General features: G+C 63.6%; 16 protein-coding genes. 10 read left to right on the forward strand and 6 right to left on the reverse strand.

Features of this window, described 5'->3' with window-relative positions; translation table 11 throughout:
• Positions 1–13: 13 nt before the first annotated feature.
• On the forward strand, positions 14–2,431 hold the full coding sequence (gene glgX / locus CTEST_RS08675) for a glycogen debranching protein GlgX (protein ID WP_083985522.1): 2,418 nt from the start codon (positions 14–16) through the stop codon (positions 2,429–2,431).
• 4 nt (positions 2,432–2,435) lie between these two features.
• On the opposite strand, the gene CTEST_RS08680 is transcribed toward glgX, so the two are convergent.
• A complete protein-coding gene (locus tag CTEST_RS08680; RefSeq protein ID WP_047253405.1) occupies positions 2,436–2,813 on the reverse strand; it encodes a winged helix-turn-helix transcriptional regulator in 378 nt (125 codons plus the stop codon).
• A gap of 90 nt (positions 2,814–2,903) precedes the next feature.
• Here CTEST_RS08680 and CTEST_RS08685 point away from each other — a divergent pair, with 90 nt between their 5' ends.
• From CTEST_RS08685 to CTEST_RS13925, 5 genes are all read left to right on the forward strand, one after another.
• On the forward strand, positions 2,904–4,277 hold the full coding sequence (locus tag CTEST_RS08685) for an exonuclease domain-containing protein (RefSeq protein ID WP_047253406.1): 1,374 nt from the start codon (positions 2,904–2,906) through the stop codon (positions 4,275–4,277).
• Between the two features lie 104 nt (positions 4,278–4,381).
• The gene (locus CTEST_RS08690; RefSeq protein WP_052844347.1) at positions 4,382–4,990 is read left to right on the forward strand and encodes a hypothetical protein; all 609 of its coding nucleotides are present in this window, start codon (positions 4,382–4,384) and stop codon (positions 4,988–4,990) included.
• A 44-nt stretch (positions 4,991–5,034) separates the two neighbouring features.
• Entirely contained in the window at positions 5,035–7,488 is a 2,454-nt protein-coding gene (gene treY / locus CTEST_RS08695) for a malto-oligosyltrehalose synthase (RefSeq protein WP_047253407.1), read from the forward strand.
• A complete protein-coding gene (locus CTEST_RS08700) occupies positions 7,481–8,506 on the forward strand; it encodes a GTP pyrophosphokinase (RefSeq protein ID WP_047253408.1) in 1,026 nt (341 codons plus the stop codon). Before treY ends, CTEST_RS08700 begins: the two co-directional genes overlap by 8 nt.
• A 45-nt stretch (positions 8,507–8,551) precedes the next feature.
• A complete protein-coding gene (locus CTEST_RS13925) occupies positions 8,552–8,680 on the forward strand; it encodes a hypothetical protein (RefSeq protein WP_260452797.1) in 129 nt (42 codons plus the stop codon).
• A gap of 177 nt (positions 8,681–8,857) precedes the next feature.
• Here the strand turns inward: CTEST_RS13925 and CTEST_RS08705 are convergent, their stop codons facing one another.
• From CTEST_RS08705 to CTEST_RS08715, 3 genes are read right to left on the reverse strand one after another with little or no spacing between them, the layout of a single operon-like run.
• Positions 8,858–9,238, reverse strand: coding sequence for an RNA-binding S4 domain-containing protein (locus tag CTEST_RS08705; protein ID WP_047253409.1), 381 nt, complete (start codon positions 9,236–9,238; stop codon positions 8,858–8,860).
• A 12-nt stretch (positions 9,239–9,250) separates the two neighbouring features.
• A complete protein-coding gene (locus CTEST_RS08710) occupies positions 9,251–9,484 on the reverse strand; it encodes a hypothetical protein (protein ID WP_047253410.1) in 234 nt (77 codons plus the stop codon).
• A 24-nt stretch (positions 9,485–9,508) separates the two neighbouring features.
• Positions 9,509–10,144: an IMPACT family protein gene (locus CTEST_RS08715; protein ID WP_407919237.1), complete on the reverse strand. Its 636-nt coding sequence runs from the start codon at positions 10,142–10,144 to the stop codon at positions 9,509–9,511.
• 55 nt (positions 10,145–10,199) lie between these two features.
• Between CTEST_RS08715 and treZ the strand changes: the two genes are divergently transcribed.
• Genes treZ through CTEST_RS08730 form a run of 3 tightly spaced genes read left to right on the forward strand, consistent with a single transcriptional unit; the run spans position 10,200 to position 13,398 of the window.
• Positions 10,200–11,933 (forward strand): malto-oligosyltrehalose trehalohydrolase, encoded by a 1,734-nt coding sequence (gene treZ / locus CTEST_RS08720; protein ID WP_052844431.1) that lies wholly within the window; start codon positions 10,200–10,202, stop codon positions 11,931–11,933.
• 5 nt (positions 11,934–11,938) lie between these two features.
• A complete protein-coding gene (locus CTEST_RS08725) occupies positions 11,939–12,667 on the forward strand; it encodes an AAA family ATPase (RefSeq protein ID WP_047253412.1) in 729 nt (242 codons plus the stop codon).
• A complete protein-coding gene (locus tag CTEST_RS08730) occupies positions 12,664–13,398 on the forward strand; it encodes an AAA family ATPase (RefSeq protein WP_083985524.1) in 735 nt (244 codons plus the stop codon). Before CTEST_RS08725 ends, CTEST_RS08730 begins: the two co-directional genes overlap by 4 nt.
• Here CTEST_RS08730 and ilvA read toward each other — a convergent pair.
• Positions 13,395–14,699, reverse strand: coding sequence for a threonine ammonia-lyase IlvA (gene ilvA, locus CTEST_RS08735; RefSeq protein WP_047253413.1), 1,305 nt, complete (start codon positions 14,697–14,699; stop codon positions 13,395–13,397). The genes CTEST_RS08730 and ilvA overlap by 4 nt on opposite strands.
• Positions 14,700–14,836: 137 nt before the next feature.
• Between ilvA and CTEST_RS08740 the strand changes: the two genes are divergently transcribed.
• Positions 14,837–15,169 carry a hypothetical protein gene (locus CTEST_RS08740; RefSeq protein WP_047253414.1) on the forward strand — a complete coding sequence of 111 codons (333 nt, stop codon included), beginning with the start codon at positions 14,837–14,839 and terminating at the stop codon, positions 15,167–15,169.
• Positions 15,170–15,245: 76 nt separating this feature from the next.
• On the opposite strand, the gene dnaE is transcribed toward CTEST_RS08740, so the two are convergent.
• Positions 15,246–18,812: a DNA polymerase III subunit alpha gene (gene dnaE, locus CTEST_RS08745; RefSeq protein ID WP_047253415.1), complete on the reverse strand. Its 3,567-nt coding sequence runs from the start codon at positions 18,810–18,812 to the stop codon at positions 15,246–15,248.
• Positions 18,813–18,827: the final 15 nt, after the last annotated feature.

The following is an 18,827-nucleotide window of genomic DNA, read 5'->3' on the forward strand; positions in this document are numbered from 1 at the left end:
ATGATCAGACCTCATGACACTTGAGTCTGAGCCCACCTATACCGTCTGGCCGGGAGAGGCATATCCCCTCGGCTCCACATACGACGGCGCGGGCACGAATTTTGCCCTGTTCTCCTACGTCGCTGACAAAGTAGAACTGTGCCTGATTGACGCTGACGATAATGAAACGCGCGTCAATTTGGAAGAAGTCGATGCTCACGTCTGGCATTGCTACCTCCCCGGCGTCCAGCCCGGGCAGCGCTATGGTTACCGCGTCCACGGCCCCTACGACCCGGACAATGGCAAGCGCTGCGATCCCAACAAACTGCTGGTTGATCCCTACGCTCGTGCCTTCGACGGCGAGTTCGACGGCGACCCCTCCTTGTTCTCCTACGATATTCACGCCGAGCCCGCCGGCTCCGGGCGCAACGAAGAGGACAGCCTCGGCCACACCATGTACTCCGTGGTCATTAACCCCTTCTTCGACTGGGGTTCAGACCGCGCGCCGCGCATTCCTTACAACGAGACCGTCATCTACGAGACGCACGTCAAGGGCATGACCATGACCCACCCGGACGTGCCCGCCAACCTGCGCGGCACCTACGCCGGTCTGGCTCACCCCAGCGTGATCAACTACTTCAAGGACCTTGGGGTCACGGCCGTCGAGCTCATGCCGGTCCACCAGTTCCTCCAGGATGACCGCCTGCGCGACATCGGGCTCCGTAACTACTGGGGCTACAACACCTTCGGGTTCTTCGCCCCGCAGCAGGATTACGCGGCCTCCGACAAGCCCGGCAGCGCCGTATCCGAGTTCAAGGGCATGGTCCGCGCCTACCACGAGGCTGGCATGGAGGTCATCCTCGACGTGGTGTACAACCACACCGCTGAGGGCAACCATCTCGGCCCGACGATCGCGTTCCGCGGCATCGACAACGAGGCCTACTACCGCCTCGTCGACGACGACAAGTTCCACTACATGGACTACACCGGCACCGGAAACTCGCTTAACGTCCGCGACCCCCATTCCCTGCAGCTCATCATGGATTCACTGCGCTACTGGATCACCGAGATGCACGTCGACGGTTTCCGCTTCGACCTCGCCTCCACCCTCGCGCGCGAGCTCCACGACGTCGACCGCCTGGCCACCTTCTTCGACCTGGTTCAGCAGGACCCGGTTGTCTCCCAAACCAAGCTCATCGCCGAGCCCTGGGATGTGGGCCACAACGGCTACCAGGTGGGCAACTTCCCGCCGCTGTGGACGGAATGGAACGGCAAGTACCGCGATACGGTCCGCGACTTCTGGCGCGGCGAATCCTCCACCCTCGGTGAATTCGCGTCCCGCCTCACGGGCTCCTCGGACCTCTACGGCAACAACGATCGTCGCCCCACCGCATCGATCAACTTCATCACCGCCCACGATGGCTTCACCCTCAACGACCTGGTCAGCTACAACGAAAAGCACAACTGGGCCAACGGGGAAGAAAACCGCGACGGCGAATCACACAACCGGTCGTGGAATCACGGCGTCGAAGGCCCCACCGACGACGAGGACGTGCGCTCCCTGCGGGCCCGCCAGCGCCGCAACTTCCTCACCACCCTCATCCTCTCCCTGGGTACCCCGATGATTTCTCACGGCGATGAGATGGCCCGCACCCAGGACGGCAACAACAACGTCTACTGCCAGGACAACGAACTGGCGTGGATGAACTGGGAGCAGCTGGAAGACAACTCGACCCTGCACGCGTTCACCAAACGCCTGCTCAATATCCGCCGCCGGCACGCCGTGTTCCGTCGCCGCCGCTTCCTGGCGGGCGGCCCCCTGGGCGCCAACGTCCGCGATCGCGATATTGCTTGGCTCGTGCCCTCCGGCAAGTTGATGACCCAAGACGATTGGGACTTCGCCTTTGGCAAAGCACTCATGGTCTACCTCAACGGCGAAGCGATCACCGAGCCCGATGAGCGCGGACAGAAGATCGTCGATGATTCCTTCATCCTCATGTTCAACGCGCACTACGAGGAGATCGAGTTCACCCTCCCGCCGCGTTCACTCGGTGTGCGCTGGCAGCTGCTCGTGGACACCACCGAGGACATCGGCTACCCCATCGAGGCCGCCGTCATCGACGCCAAGGGCACCATCACCGTCCCGGCGCGCTCGACGATGCTGCTCAAGCAGATCGAGGGCCCGGATTACACGGAGGCCGACGACCACGAATTCGTCGAGGCTGCCGACCGCGAGGCCGATCATGGACGCGTGGGCGACAAAGTCACTGCCGCGTCGAGCGCTACCGTCGACGCCGTGGTGAAGGAGACCTCCGGGAAGGAACCTGAGGAGCCCGTGGAAGCTGAAGAGCACGCGCTGTCCGAGGACACCGGCATCACTGATCTGTCCCCCGAGGAGCTAGCCGCCAAGCGGAAGGCGGCTGTGGCGGACGAGTACACGGACGTCGAGTAGCAGGCTAGGCGCCTTCCGCCTCCAGCTGCTGTTCCCGGTACTCCTCCACCTCGGCGGTGTGCTCAATGAGCCACCCGACCAGGGGGTAGAACACGGGCAGCAAGCTGGCCCCCAGGTCGGTGAGGGAATAGACCACTCGCGGCGGGATCTCATCGTGGGCGACCCGCCGCACCAGCCCATCGCCCACCAACGAGTGCAGCCGCTGCGTGAGCATTTTCGGCGAAATCCCATCAACAGCATGGTCAAGGTCGCTGTAGCGCAACTCTTGGCCGTCGAGGCTGACAATGATGAGGATCGACCATTTGTCCGCCAAGGAGGCCAGCAGCCCGCGGCTCGGGCAGGTGCGGTCGAAAGGATCGACGTCTCGTGCCCAGTGGTACATATCCTCCCATCGTAGTGGAGTACGTCACCCGAGTAGACTGACCTTTCACCTACGCCTCACCTACGCCCGAGCCTCGAGGGAGCCTGCAACGTGATTTCGGCACATGGAGCCCACCTGCGTGTCACCAATGACGCCATCATCATCGAACGTTCGGCGTTAGCCGCCGCCCTCTCGGGCACGCAGGAGGTCACTGTTCCGCTTTCCTCCGTCACGGGTGTGCGCCTCTCGCCGCCTTCGCTTATCGACGTCGGCGTTGCCTCCCTCGACGGCACCGACATCACCGTCGCCTTCGCCCCCGGCCAGGAAGACCAAGCCCAACTTTTCGTCCGCACGGTGGAGGCAGCGCTGCGAGGCGAAGTCGTCCCGGAGGTAGCCACTGGTGCTGGCGTCCCGGGATTCGATTTCGTCGCCTTCGATGTCGAAACCGCCAACTCCGACTCTGGTTCCATCTGCCAGGTCGGCGTCGTTCGCTTCGTCGACGGCGTTGAGGTCGAAGCCAAATCCTGGCTGTGCTCGCCTCCGCCCGCGATCTCCCACTTCGACGCCGGCAACATCGCCGTCCATGGCATTGACGCCGCGGCTGTGGCCGATCAACCTGCCTTCGCGGCGGTCTTGCCAGAGCTCAAAGCCTTCGTCGGCGAGTTGCCCCTGGTTGCCCACAACGCCCAGTTCGATGCCATTGCCTTAACGCGGGCATGTGCCAGTGTCTCTGAGAGCGCACCGCCCTTCATGTTTGCCTGCTCGCTCGCGCTGTCTCGCCACACCACACTGGGGTTGAGCAATCACCGCCTCCCCACCGTGGCACGGGCCCTCGACGTGGCGTTGGAGCACCACCATGATGCCGCCGCCGACGCCCGCGCCGCCGGAGAGATCGTCGTCGCCTTGGCCAGGCGCGCACACTACGAGGGCAGCCTGCAGGGATTCCAGCATTCCCAAGGCTTCATTCTGGGCCACCTGGCCGACGGCGTTGTGCACCCCGTGCTCAAAGATCGCTCAGGCGCTCGCATTGCCCTACAGGCGCGCGGTGAGGTTGCCATGGAGGCCGTAGCGGAGGCTGAATCCGCCCCGGCTGAGCCTCAGGAACGTGGCAAGCGGGGGCGAGGAGCGGCGCCGTGGAAGTCGGTGTCCACCCCCGACGTCATCCCCGAACCCAACCTCGACGCCGATTCCGCCAACCCCCTCTACGGCCAAAACGTCACCCTCTCCGGCGACTTCGAACCCTTTGACAAGGGACTGCTGTGGACGAAGATGGCAGAGCTAGGCGCCACGATTGGCAAAAACGTCACCCGGAAGACCACCATCCTCGTCGCCGGTGACTGGGCTACCCCGACGTCAAAGCAGAAGCGCGCTCAAGAGCTCATTGACAAGGGCCAAGAGATCGACATCTGGAACGGTGAGCAGCTCTTCGCAGTGCTGGCCCTCGATCCGGCCGCAGAATCAGACGACGAGCAGCCTCCGTTCTAATCCGCCTACCCCCAATGTGGGGGACGCGGAACCTTGGGGCCCCGGCGGGGAGTCTGACAGTGGTGAGAACAACGATTGTCACCACACAGAACAGGCAGCCCGCCATGACGACCTCTCCCATTGACTCCACGACGATCCTTCCTTCCCTCCGCCGCCTGGAGCTCCCCCATCGACGCAGCCTGAGCGATGATGGTTTTAGTGACTCCCGCGCCACCATTACCCTCTCCCGCGATCTGCTGGCCTGCATTTACAGCGGTGATATGGCGTTGAGCTACCGTCACCTCGGCCAGCTTGACTTATCCGCCCACCGGGCCTGGGACTTGGCCGCCTATAACCTCATCAATCGGGCTAGCTCGGCACACGGGGTCCGCATCCTCACCCGTGCGGCCGCATTAGCCTTAGGGCCCGGCGCCCCCGGGGTCCAGGTGTCCACCCCGGGTGCCTGCGCTTCCGCCTGGATGGCCCACCCGCACAGCTTCTCCATCCTCGACTCCCACCTGGAACACCTGCTCGGCGAACCCGTCGGCTATTTCATCCCCTCCCGATCGATGCTGTTTGCCCTGCCCCTGTCACAGCTCCACGATCCGCGCTGGATGGCGGCCGCCGACGCCCTGTCCCGGCCCGGGGAAAGCCTGACGCGGACTCCCGTTCGGTGGTCCCAGGGTTTCCCCGCCGACGTCCCTGGCTCCCCATTAATCCCGGCGCCCGTCTAGGCTGGTGGGTGCGTTTTTTGCATCCCCCCAAGCCAAGGAGTCCCATGCGCCGTCCCCTCACCGCCACATACCGCCTGCAAATGCGCGGCCCACAGGCGGACCCCGCGGGTCGGTCCTTCGGTTTCGCCGACGCGGCCGCCCAGGTTCCTTACCTGCGCGATCTGGGGATCAGCCACCTTTATCTCTCCCCAATTTTCACCGCCTCCCCGTCATCAGCCCACAGCTACGATGTCACCGATCCCACCGAGATCAACCCCGAGTTTGGCGGCATCGAGGGCCTGCGTGAGCTGTCCGCCACCGCCCGCGAGATGGGGATGGGCATCATCATTGATATCGTGCCCAACCACCTCGGCGTGGAAGACCCCCAGCTCAATGCCTGGTGGTGGGACGTGTTGAAGAATGGTCAGGAATCCGATTTCGAGCACTACTTTGACATCGATTGGAACCCGGACAACGGCGCCGGGGGCAAGCTGGGAATGCCGGTCCTGGGCCAGCCCGGGGATGAGGACAAACTAGAACTGCGCGAGGTCGATGGGGAGCTTCTCCTCGCCTACTTCGACAACGTGTACCCCGTCGCCGATGGCACCGCCTCCGGCATCGATGACAATGTCGCCGAGGTCTATGACCGACAGTCGTATCGCCTCATGTACTGGCGGGACGGCGTCATCTCCTACCGTCGCTTCTTCTCGGTCAATGGGCTCGCGGGCATCCGCCAAGAAGACCCGATGGTCTTCGAGCACACCCATCGCATCATCCGCCAGCTCATCGCCGAAGACCTCATCGACGGAGTGCGGGTCGACCACCCCGACGGCCTCTCCGACCCCTTCGGCTACCTCAACCGCCTCCGCGACGTCGTCGGCCCGGACCGCTGGCTCGTGGTGGAGAAAATCCTCGAGGTCAACGAAGTGCTCGATCCCCGCCTCGCCGTCGATGGCACCACCGGCTATGACGCCTTGCGTGAGTTCGACGGGGTCTTCCTCTCCCGGGAGGCAGAGGATTCGATGTCCATGCTGGCCCTCCAACAATCAGGTTCCACGTGGGACGACGCCGCAATCCACGCCACACAGCAGCAACTCAAACGGGAGGTCGCGGGGGAGGAACTCTCCGCGGAAATCCGTCGTCTCGCCCGCGCTATCCGCCGCGACAACTTCTCCACCGCGGGCTCCCAGGTCTCCGATGAGGACCTGCGCACCACCATCATCGAGCTGGTTGCAGCCATGCCCGTCTACCGTGCTGATTACCTGTCCCTTTCCCGAGTCACCGCGACGGTCGTTGCCGAGATGTCACGCCGTTTCCCCTCGCGGCGCGACGCCCTGGACCTCATTGCTGCCGCCCTCAACGCCAACGCCGAAGCCAAGGTCCGCTTTGCGCAGGTGTGTGGCGCCGTCATGGCCAAGGGTGTGGAGGACACGACGTTCTACCGCGCCTGCCGCCTCGTCGCTCTCCAAGAAGTTGGTGGCGCCCCGGGGCGCTTCGGAGTCTCCGCCGCGGAGTTCCACCTGCTCCAGCAAGAGCGCGCCCGGCTGTGGCCCAAGGCGATGACCACCTTGTCCACCCATGACACCAAGCGCGGCGAGGATGTCCGCGCGCGCATCATTGAGCTGACCGAGCGCCCCACGGACTTCTCCGAGTTCGTCCACCGCGTCACCTCGATTGTGCCCGCCCCAGATTCCGGGACCGGCCATTTCCTCCTGCAAAATCTCCTCGGGATTTGGCCGGCCGATGGGCAGATCACTGATGCTCTTCGGGAGCGGTTCCGCGGCTACGCCATTAAAGCCATCCGCGAGGCAGGGGTCCACACCAATTGGGTCGATCCCGATGAGAGCTTTGAGCTCGCGATCACCGACTGGGCGGAGGCGCTGTTTGATGGCCCGGTCACCTCGATGATCACCGAATTCGTCGGCCCCCTCGCCCGGGGTGCCATGGACATCTCCCTGGGAAGGAAGATGCTTCAGCTCATCGGCCCCGGCATCCCCGATGTCTACCAGGGCACCGAGTTTTTCGATGATTCGCTCGTCGACCCCGACAACCGGCGCTTCATCGACTACACCGCTCGCCGGCAAGTCCTCGACATGCTTACTGAGGGGATCGACTGGGAGGCACTGACCCCGGAGAATTTCGCCGACCGCGCCAAACTCCATGTCGTACACACTGGCATCGCCATGCGCGCTGAGCACCCGGAGTACTTCATCGGCGGGGACAGCCAGGCCGTGTACGCGGTCGGTCCCGCAGAATCCCACCTCATCGGTGTTGCCCGTGGAGATGTCAGCGCCCCGAGCGCCACCGGCATCGGGGTCATTGCGTTGGCCACCCGCCGCCCGCTCATCCTCGAAGATCGCGGTGGTTGGGAAGGCACGACCGTCACCCTGCCCGAGGGCGCATGGTTGGAACGCCTCACCGGACGCCACTTCCACGGCACCGTCGACGTGGGTGACGTGTTGTCCCAGTTCCCCACCGCCGTGCTGGTGAAGCAGCCCGCGGTCGAACGCGATGTCTGAGCGACTCTCCCGGCTGGGAAGCCGGTACCACGAGTGGGTCCACCAGCACCCGACCGCCGCGGACGCTTTCGGCGACGCCATTGAGGACCTGCTTGCCGACGCCGGTGTCACCTACGATCGCGTCACCGCCCGGGTCAAGGAATGGCCGTCACTGAAGTCCAAGGCCCGTAAAAAGCACGCCGATGGAACCTTCCTCTACCCGGATCCGTGGAAAGACATCAATGACCTCATTGGCGTGCGCGTGACCACGTTCCAATCCACGGAGATTCCCGTGGTCATCGACGTGCTCCAGCAGTCATTCACGGTGGAGCGCTCGGTGGATAAAACGGCCGAGACCCGCATTTCGGGTGGTTTTGGCTACGGCTCCCACCATCTTGTTCTCACCGTCGATGACAACTCCTCCGAGATTGAAGAACTCGCCCCGTACCGGGATGTGAGCTTCGAGGTCCAGGTCCGGACGGTGCTGCAACATGCGTGGGCGGAGTTCGAGCATGACATCCGCTATAAGCGCGGCAGCGAAGACCTGGACCCGCGGGTTGATCGTGCCTTTACCCTGGCCGCCGGTCTCATCGAGTTAGCGGATCAGCAGTTCGACCAGATCGGGGCCCTGCAAAACGCGCACGGTGCGAAGGCCGCGGATGTCGATTTCACCGCCGAGACCCTACCCGGGGTGCTCACCATGCTGCTGGGCAATCGTTTCCCGGGCTCCCGCTCGGAAAACTATCGCTGGCTGGAGGAGTTGCTCCACGCCAACGGCATCACCACGGTGGCAGAACTCCAGGTGTTGCTCGATGAGAAGGCCATCGGCGAGGTGCACGCCGCGTTGAACTATCGCTTCAACCCGGGCCAAATCCGCCTCATCGATGACCTGCTGTTGCGTCGATTCGGGCAGGGCCACATCACTCGCACGGGTGGGAGTGGCTCGCGAGCAGCGCAGAGGCCGCAGCGGCTCGCCGCTCGTTTGAAGCAGATCCGCGCCGCGCGCCAAGTTTCGTCGGAAACGCCGAAGAAGCAGTAGCATGGTCAGCGAACCTGATTACAGACTTCCTTAGGAGAAGACCTGATGCTTTCGTCCATCCGCGAAGATTTCCCCCAGGCCGCCGACGTAATTCACGTCTGGGCCCTGGCCATCGCCGATTTCTTCCGGGATTTCGGTATCGACTTTCCGCCCTCCACCTGGGGTCTGTCCTAGGAGCTGCCCGCTCCCGGCACGTTAAAAGGGGTGTGCTCGCGTCGTGATCACGACGCGAGCACACCCCTTTTTCTACTTAGACCTACAAAGATTCTCTAGAATGAATCGTATGACCATGCGTTTTCGCAGGTCGTGAGAAACGGCTGTTCGCATTCTAGAGAATTCTTGTAGGGCAGCTCAGTCTCTTCCCCGCAAGCGATCAATCTCGCGCCGCTCGCGCTTCGTCGGCCGGCCAGCTCCGCGATCCCGGCGCGGCTGGGAGGCGAGGATTTCTTTCGGCGGGGGCGGCGGGGAGTGATCGACGTAGCAGGTTCGGGCGACGGGCGCGCCGACTCGCTTGCGGACAGTGGCCGCAACTTCCAGGTCGAGCTCGCGGTGGTTGACCCAGATGCGCACCCGGTCGCCGGGCACAACCTGCTGGGCGGGTTTGACGGCGACTCCGTTGAGTTTGACGTGGCCGGCGCGGACGGCTGCGGCGGCGTCGGAGCGCGTTTTGAAGATGCGGACCGCCCATACCCATGCGTCGATGCGGACGGGTCCGCCGTCGGGTTGAGTCATCGGGGAAAGGACCTAGTAGTTGTCTTGGTGGTTAACGATCTTCTGGACCTTCGACCAGTTGGTGTAGCCGCCGGCGACGGCGATGACCATGCCAAGAATCAGCAAGGTCCAGCTGGTGAAAATAAGGCCGAGGGCCACGCCGCCGACGACACCAACGCCGACGCTCACGACAGCGTTGCGGGTGTACTTGCGTACGGCCTGCTTGCGCTGCTCAATCGGATTATTCGGGCGTCGTTGCATTGTCATAGCCCTCATCCTAGTAGCCCGGGCTTAAGACTCCACCCACGCTGTTCCCGCATCATGGAGCTGTGCCGCCCCGGAGGTCAGTGCCGCCAGAGTCGAGGCGAGGTCGTCTCGCCCGCCGGGGTCGATGCCGAGGGTGAACCGCACTCGCGCCGCGTAGCTGACGTCGACCACCGCGATACCCCGGCCGCGTAGTTCCGCCTCGAGGCGGCCAGCGTCGGAGTGGGAGGCATCAATCGTGTACAGCTCCCGCAGGGAGCGGGTGGCACGGTCCACCTGCGGGAGCAGCTGGCCGACGGCGTGGGAGTAGGCGTGCACCAGTCCCCCTGCCCCGAGCTTGACGCCGCCGAAGTAGCGGACGACGACCACGGCGGCGTCGATAAGCGAGGAACCTTTGAGCATGTCCAACATGGGTTTGCCGGCGGTGCCGGATGGTTCGCCGTCGTCGGAGGAGCGTTCGATGGGTTGCGCTCCGTCGACGTGGACGATGAATGCGCTGCAATGGTGCCGGGCATCGGAATAGGCGGCTTTAACCTCGTGGATGAACTCTCGGGCCTGTTCCTCGGAGGTGGCCCGGCGCGCGACGGCGATGAAGCGGGAGCGTTTGACCTCGTACTCGTCGCTCCAGGTGTGGTCGGCGGCGGGAAGTTGGTACGAGGTCACCATGGGCGCCCATGTTACCTGGCACGTCGAGGCGCAAACCCCTAGCCTGGAACGCATGACTGCGTATGAGCCCTTGTCCGTGTGGGCCCCCTATGCCCACGACGTTCGGCTGCACCTGGGTGATGGTTCGGTGCATCCGCTGCACAAGCGTGCCGGTGGGTGGTGGGTCGCGGAGCAGATCGCGGAGCCGGGGATGCGTTATGGGTTTTCCCTGTTCAACGGGGAGGACTGGTCCCCGGTCGTGCCCGATCCGCGCACGACCTCCCAGCCCGATGGCATCCATGGCCTCTCAGAGGTGACGGACCCGGCCTTTGACTGGACTTCCGGCGAGTGGACGGGGCGGGGGCTGCCGGGGCAGGTGATCTATGAGCTGCACGTGGGTACGTTCACCCCGGAGGGGACGTTCGCCGGGGTGATTGGCAAGCTCGATTTCCTGCGTGAGCTGGGGGTTACCGCCATTGAACTCATGCCCGTGCAGCCTTTCGGCGGCGCACGAAACTGGGGCTACGACGGGGTCGACCTCCACGCCGTGCACTCGGCTTATGGTGGGCCCGAGGGCCTGAAAAAGCTTGTCGACGCCGCGCACAACGCCGGCATCGGCGTCATCCTCGACGTCGTGTACAACCACTTCGGCCCGGACGGCAACTACAACGGCATGTTCGGCCCCTACACCGCCGGTGGGTCCACCGGCTGGGGCGAAGTGGTCAACATCTCCGGGCCCGACTCGGACGAGGTGCGGGCGTTTATTCTCGACGCCGTGTGCCAGTGGTTCGTCGACTACCGGATTGATGGGCTGCGCCTCGACGCCGTCCACGCCTACGACGACCGCGGCGCCTATTCCCTCATGGAACAAATCCAGGCCGTCGCCGACGATGCGACGGCCCGCACCGGAGTTCCGCGCTACGTCATCGCGGAGTCCGATCTCAACGACCCACGGCTCATTACCTCCCCCGAGGGCGGTGGCTACGGTCTCGCCGCGCAATGGCTTGATGATGTCCACCATGCCCTCCACACCCTCGTCTCCGGCGAGGACCACGCCTACTACGAGGACTACGGCTCCCTTGCGGCGCTAGAAAAAACCCTGCGGGAGGCCTACTTCTTCACCGGCACGATGTCGCATTTCCGCGGACGGACCCACGGCCGGGCCATCAACCGCGCGACGACCCCGGCGCATCGCTTTGTCACTTACACCACCACTCATGACCAGGTGGGCAACCGCGCCGCCGGTGATCGCCCGTCGATGAACCTCAGCCCCAGGCAGCAGGTGCTCAAGGCAGCGATCATCTTCTCCTCCCCGTTCACCCCGATGCTGTTTATGGGCGAGGAGTTCGGTGCGCGCACGCCGTTTGCGTTCTTCTGCTCACACACCGATGAGCACCTCAACCACCTCACCACCGAAGGCCGGACCCGCGAGTTTTCCCACGCCGGTTGGGACCACGCCATGGTCCCCGATCCGGCGTCGCCCGCAACCTTCGAGGCTTCCCAACTTAACTGGGTCCTCGATGGAACGCAGGAGGAGATTCACTCCGCCTATCGCGAGCTGCTGCGCCTGCGCTCGGAGTTGGGCCTTGCCCGCGCCGACCTCACCCAGCTCATCGTGGAGACGGGTTCGGAGGAGAACAAGTGGCTGGCCATGGGCTATGAGGACGTCATGCTCGTGGCCAATCTCTCCGCCGAAGAGGTAACCGTGCCCTTCGGCGGGGAGTTGATCTACTCCTTCACCTCGCCCACTGTGGGCCGGGATGCCACGGAGCTAGGCGCCTGGGAGTTCGCGCTGATCAGGCGCTGACAGCCGTGTTCATCACCTCCGCGCGCCTGGATTCTCCCCTCGCCGAGCTCCCGCCCTACGTAGCGGGGCTGCCGGTAGTGCAGCTGCTGGCCTCGGAGGGTCTGGAGTTCGACGCGCCCATCACCATCATCACCGGCGAAAACGGCATGGGGAAGTCCACCCTCATCGAGGCGATCGCCGTCGCCAGCCGACTCAACCCGGAGGGCGGCTCGCGCCACGCCTCCTTTGGCACTATGGAAGACCCGGTGTCCCCGCTGCACGCCGCGATCACGCTCGTTCGGCACCGCAATCCCGAGGATGCCTTCTTCCTCCGCGGGGAGTCCTTCTACCAGTTGGCCAGCTACTACGAAGGCCTCGACCCGGCGCCGCTTCGCAGCCCTCCCATGAACGATCTCCGGAAGATGAGCCACGGCCAGTCCCTCATGGCCACGATCTTTCGCCGTTTCCACGGCGACGGGTTGTTTCTTCTCGACGAGCCCGAGGCCGGCCTCTCCACTCTCCGCCAGCTGGAGCTGCTGGGGCGTCTCTATCACCTCGCCGAAGCAGGCTCCCAGGTCATCATGGCAACCCACTCCCCCGTCCTTCTGGCCATCCCGGATGCCCAGATCCTCGAACTCACCGCCACCGACGTTCGCTCGGTGCGCTTCAAGGAGACCGAAGCCTTCGCCGCAGCCCGGGAGTTCGTCTCTGACCCGGTGGGTACTGCGGCATTCCTCACCGAGGAGGACACATGAGCGTTGCAGGGTGGTTCATCCGCGACTATCGCCCCGCCTATCCCCCGTCGCTCACTCATCCCGCTCCGGACTGGGTGAGCGAGGTCCCGGCGTTCCAGGTCCTCAACAACGTGGGCGCCATCAACCTTCAACGGCCCATCACCTTGTTCACGGGCGAAAACGGCGTGGGAAAGTCCACGCTGTTAGAGGGCATTGCGGTGTCCTGCGGATTCAACAGCGACGGCGGCGCCTATGGGGAGCGGGTGGTAGAGCGAGTCAATCCCCTGCGCAATGCCGCCTATCCCACGATGGGGACCCGCGCTATGCAGGGCTACTTCCTGCGCGCAGAAACGCATATCAGCCTGGCGAGTGAATTCCAGCGCAATCACGAGCACGACTTCAACGCCATGTCCCACGGGGAATCCGTTATGCACCTCGTGCAGGAGAAGTTCCACGGCAACGGCCTGTTTCTTCTCGACGAGCCCGAATCAGGCCTCTCCTTCGTGCGCCAAATGACCCTGCTGGCGGAACTCCACCAGATCGCCCGAGCGGGCGCACAATTGATCATCGCGACGCATTCACCGGTGTTGTTGTCCCTGCCCGGCGCGCGCATCTACGAGTTCACCGCCGACGGAGATGTCCTGCGGGGAATCGGCGTACAGGAGACGACCGCGTATCGAGCCCTGCGTGACTTCTTCGCCGACCCCCACACCATCGCCGATTTCATGGTCCAGGCGATGGAACCGGACTAGAGGCTGACCAGGTACTCGTACTCCGGGGTCTCCGGGTGCAGCAGCTGGCATTCAATGCGCGAGGTGGCCATCCGCTCCAGCAGCGGATCAAGGTCGCTGGCGCGCCCCAGTTCCAGCCCGACGAGCGCCGCCCCGGTTTCCCGGTTGTTGCGCTTGAGATACTCAAACAACGTGATGTCATCATCGGGGCCCAAGATGTCAGTGAGGAAGTGTCTCAGCTGCCCGGGCTCCTGCGGGAAGTTGACCAGGAAGTAGTGCTTAAGGCCGCGGTGGACGAGCGAGCGCTCCATGATCTCGGCGTAGCGCAGGACGTCATTGTTGCCGCCGGAGATGATGCACACCACGACCGAATCCGGTGCCAAGTTGGTGTGGCGCAGACCGGTGACCGACAGCGCGCCGGCGGGCTCCGCGATGATCCCTTCGTTTTGGTACAGCTCCAGCAACTCGGTGCACACCGAGCCTTCCGAGACATCGATGGTGTGGATGCGACCCTGGTTGGCCTCAACGATATGGAACGGCAAGTCACCGATGCGCTTGACCGCAGCACCATCGATAAACGGATCCAACTGCTCCAACGTGACGGGCTCACCAGCTGCTAAGGCGGCCTGGAGGGAGGCCGCTCCGGCGGGCTCAACGCCGATGATGGCGGTCCGGGGAGCCATGTCGGCGAGGTAGCTAGCCACCCCGGAAAGCAGGCCGCCGCCACCGACGGGCACGAAGACCGAGTCGAGGGATTTACCCACGGACGTCAATTGGGTGAGGATTTCTGCGGCGACGGTGCCCTGCCCGATGACGGTATCGCGGGCGTCGAAAGGCTCGACGACGGTGGCGCCGCGCTCCGCGGCATCAGCATGCGCGGCAGCGGAGGCTTCGTCGAAGTTGTTTCCCGTCACGATGAGCTCGACCATGTCCCCGCCGTGGACCATGATGCGGTCTCGCTTCTGCTTCGGGGTCTGGCTGGGGACGTAGATGCGCCCACGGATGCCCATCGTGCGACAGGCGTACGCCACGCCCTGAGCATGGTTTCCGGCCGAGGCCGCGACGATACCTGCGGCGCGCTGTTCCTCATCCAGGTTCGCCACCGCGTAGTACGCGCCGCGAATTTTATAGGAACGAACATCCTGCAGATCTTCTCGTTTGAGGTAGACCTCGACCCCGGTTTGCTCAGAAAGGCGGGGGCAGTACTGCAGAGGGGTGGGGGCGATGACCGAGGAAATTCGGGCCTGAGCAAGCTGAATGTCCGACGCACGGACGGCGTCGAAAGTAGCAGGGGCCAGGGATACCGATCGGTTCTCGCTCATGGGGCAACAGTGTAGTCCCCTGTCTTCTCAGCGCTGAACAACCGGCTGAATTTGCCAGGGGGAAGATAATCTCCCATGCAACTGCTAAGTTTCTTGTTGAATGTCATAGCTCTTGTAGGCCCCCAGTAGGAGAACCCATGAATCGCCGTCGTCTGACCGTCGCCCTCGTCGCAGCCACTGCCACCGGCCTCGCGCTCGTCACTCCCGTCCAGGCCGAGGAAGCCTCAGGCTCCAGCCTGTCCTCCGACTCCTCGCTGAGCAGCACTTCCGAGGATCTGCCCGAGGGCATTCCGCCGATGCTGGGGTCGGCCGTGGTCACCGGTGATACCAAGCTGGTCCTCGACACCGTGCAGGCTGTCATGATGGCGGGCGCCCTCGTGACCAAGGTTGCTGCCTTTGCCACCCCGTACATCCCCAACGGCGAGGCCATGCTGCGCAACGCCCTCCGCAGCATCGGGGTCCAGGTCTAGTTCCCCTGCACCACGAAGGGACTCACCAGCGTCAGGCTGGTGAGTCCCTTTTTTGTCTTGGTGGTCTTTAAGCGACCTAGCCCAAGATCCCCTGCCCCATCGTGGCCTTGAGGTCTCCCATCAACGATCCGGAGCGCTCCACGCGCAAGTGCTCGCCGAGGACCATCATCGTGGAGGAATCGCCGTTGACGATCTTGAGGTACACATCGGATTCGCCCTTGTTAGAGACCAACACCTGCTTGAGTTTGGTGATGTGTTCGATGGTGCACTGATCGGTGCGCAGCGTCAGGCGCAGGGGTAGCCCGGCACCATTGCCCGGCCCCAGCTCGGGGACTTTGAGGTCATCACAGAACAAAGACATCCGATCATCTTTGATGGACACGTGAGCCTTAGCCAGGATGATGTTGTCTTCGACGATCTGGGACGCCACGAGCGAGTAGACCTTGTTGAAGACGAGGAGTTCCACCTGGGCGCCGTGGTGATCTTCCATAGTCACGATGGCCCAGGGGGAGCCGTCCTTTTTGGAGAAGCGGCGGTCCACACCCGAGATGATGCCGCCGATGGTGACCTCGGCCCCGTGCCGGGCCTCTCCGGCGAGGATCGTCGTCAAAGCGGTGTCGGTTTGGGCCTCGAGCGCCTCCTCAAAGCCGTCGAGGGGATGACCCGAGACGTAGAGACCAAGCATCTCGCGTTCGAGCGCCAGCTCGTGCTTACGGTCCCAGTTCTCATCGGGAACCTCGATGGCGAACACGCTGACGCCGCTATCATCCCCGTCATCGCCGCCGAAGCCGGCAAAGAGATCGAATTGGCCCTTATCGGCGGCTTTCTTCGTCGCCAGGACAGAATCGACGGCGTCCTCGTGGACCAGCATGAGCCCCTTGCGCGGGTGCTCCAAGGAGTCGAAGGCTCCACCCTTGATGAGCGATTCCGTGATGCGCTTATTGCAGGGAAGCAGGTCAATTTTGTCGAGGTAATCGGAGAAACTGGTGAACGCGCCCTTCGTCTTGCGGGTTTCCACGATGGATGCCACCACCTCCTCACCGACGTTGCGGATTGCCCCCAGGCCGAAGCGAATGTCCTCGCCGACGGCCACGAAGTCGTTTTCGGACTGGTTAACGTCCGGCGGGAGGACCTTCAAACCAAGGTGCCGGCAGTCGGAGAGGTAGATGGCGGACTTGTCCTTCTTATCCGCGACGGAGGTCAACAGGGCGGCCATGTATTCGGGGGCGTAGTGGGCCTTGAGGTAGGCGGTCCAGAAGGACACCAGCCCATATCCGGCGGCGTGGGACTTGTTAAACGCGTAGGAGGCGAACGGGAGGATCGTGTCCCACAGTGCCTTGATGGATGCCGCGCTGAAGCCGTTGGAAAGCATCCCGGCCTCGAACTTGGCGTATTCCTTCTCCAGCACCTCGGGCTTCTTCTTGCCCATGGCCTTGCGGAATCCATCTGCTTCACCGGCCGTATAGTTGGCTACCCGGCGCGAGATCTCCATGATCTGCTCTTGGTAGACGATGAGGCCGTAGGTTTCGTCGAGGATGTCGCGCAGCGGCTCCTCCAGCTCGGGATGGATGGGCACGATGGGTTTGCGGCCGTTCTTGCGGTCGGCGTAGTCCAGGTGGGCGTTCACACCCATCGGGCCGGGCCGGTACAGCGCCAGGGAGGCGACGATGTCATTGAAGCCGGTGGGCTTCATTCGCTTGAGCAGCTCCTGCATGCCGCCGGAGTCCAGCTGGAACACGCCGAGGGTCTCGCCGCGGCCGAGCAGTTCGTAGGTCTCCGTATCCTCGATCGCCAGCGTCTCTAGGTCGAGGTCTTCGCCGCGGTTGGACTTGATGTTGTCCAGCGCATCTCCGATGACGGTGAGGTTGCGCAGACCCAAGAAGTCCATCTTCAGTAGGCCGATGGCCTCGCAGGCGGGATAGTCCCAGCCGGTGATGAGGGCCCCGTCGTTGGCGCGGCGCCACATGGGAATGTGGTCGAGGAGGGGAACCGACGCCATGATGACGGCGCAAGCGTGCACGCCGGCCTGGCGGACCACTCCTTCGAGGCCGCGGGCAGTTTCGTAGATCTTTCGGATGTCCGGATCTGTCTCAATGAGCTGGCGGACTTCTCCGGCTTCGTTGAATCGCTCGTGCGAGGAGTCGGTGATGCCGGACAGGGGAATGTCCTTGGCCATGATGGGGGGCGGAAGGACCTTCGTGATGCGGTCGGCCATCTGGTAGCCGGGCTGGCCGAACTGCACACGGGCGGAGTCCTTTAGCGCCTGCTTCGTCTTCACCGTGCCGAAGGTGATCACCTGGGCGATCTTGTCTTCGCCCCACCGCTCGGAGGCGTAGCGGATCATCTCGCCGCGACGACGGTCATCGAAGTCGATATCAATATCGGGGGCAGACGGTCGCTCGGGGTTGAGGAAGCGCTCGAAGAGGAGGCCGTGCTCGATCGGGTCAATGTTAGTAATCGTCAGGGCGTATGCCACCAACGCACCTGCTGCGGAACCACGGCCCGGGCCGACGCGGATGCCGATGGAGCGGGCGTGTTTGATGATCTCGGCGACGATGAGGAAGTAGGAGGGGTAGCCCTTCATGTCGATGACGTTGATTTCGAACTCGGCGCGTTCGAGGTACTCGGCGGGGACCTCCGCACCGTTGAAGCGTTCGCGCAGGCCCTCCATCACCTCGTGGTGGAGCCACGTCGTCGGGGTATGGCCGTCGGGCACGTCAGCCACCGGCATGCGGTCGTGGGGGTGGGACTCCCAGATCTCCCCGTAGTCTTGGACCCTTTCCGCGATGAGCAGGGTGTTGTCGCATCCGTCGGGAACGATGTCGTCGAAAAGCTGTCTCATCTCGGAGGCAGGCTTGATGTAGTAGCCGGTGCCATCGAACTTGAAACGATCAGGATCGTTGAGGGTCTTGCCGGTCTGGACGCAGAGCATGGCCTCATGGGCCTGCGCCTGAGATTCGAGAACGTAGTGGCAATCGTTGGTGACGAGGGCGGGGAGTTCGAGCTTGCGCCCGATTTCCAGCAGCTCGGTGCGCACCCGCTGCTCAATGTGCAGACCGTGATCCATGAGTTCGAGGAAGTAATTGTCCTTGCCGTAGATGTCCTGCCACATCGCGGCGGCTTCCAATGCCTGATCAAATTGGCCCAAGCGGAGGCGGGTTTGCACATCGCCCGAGGGGCAGCCCGTCGTGGCGATGATGCCATCGGCGTGCTCCGCGATGAGTTCCGCATCCATGCGGGGCCACTTGCCCAGCTGCCCCTCATACGACGCCATGGATGACAGGTAGAACAAGTTCTTCAACCCGGTGGCGTTCTCCGCGAGCATCGTCTGGTGGAGGTAAGCGCCCGAAGCGGAGACGTCATCGGACTTTTGGTGGGGCTCACCCCAGCGCACGCGGGTCTTGTTGAAGCGGCTTTCCGGCGCCAGATAAGCCTCAATGCCGATGATCGGCTTAATCCCGGCGGCGGTCATGCGCTTGTAGAACGCATCCGAGCCGAACATGTTGCCGTGGTCCGTCATGCCGACGGCGGGCATTCCCTGGCGGCCCACCTCCTCTGCGAGCAGGTCCACTTTGGCCATTCCGTCGAGCATCGAAAACTCGGTGTGGTTATGCAAGTGGACGAAAGAGGAGTTCTTAGCCATGCCGTGAAGTCTAGC

The organism is Corynebacterium testudinoris (assembly GCF_001021045.1).
GTDB lineage: Bacteria > Actinomycetota > Actinomycetes > Mycobacteriales > Mycobacteriaceae > Corynebacterium > Corynebacterium testudinoris.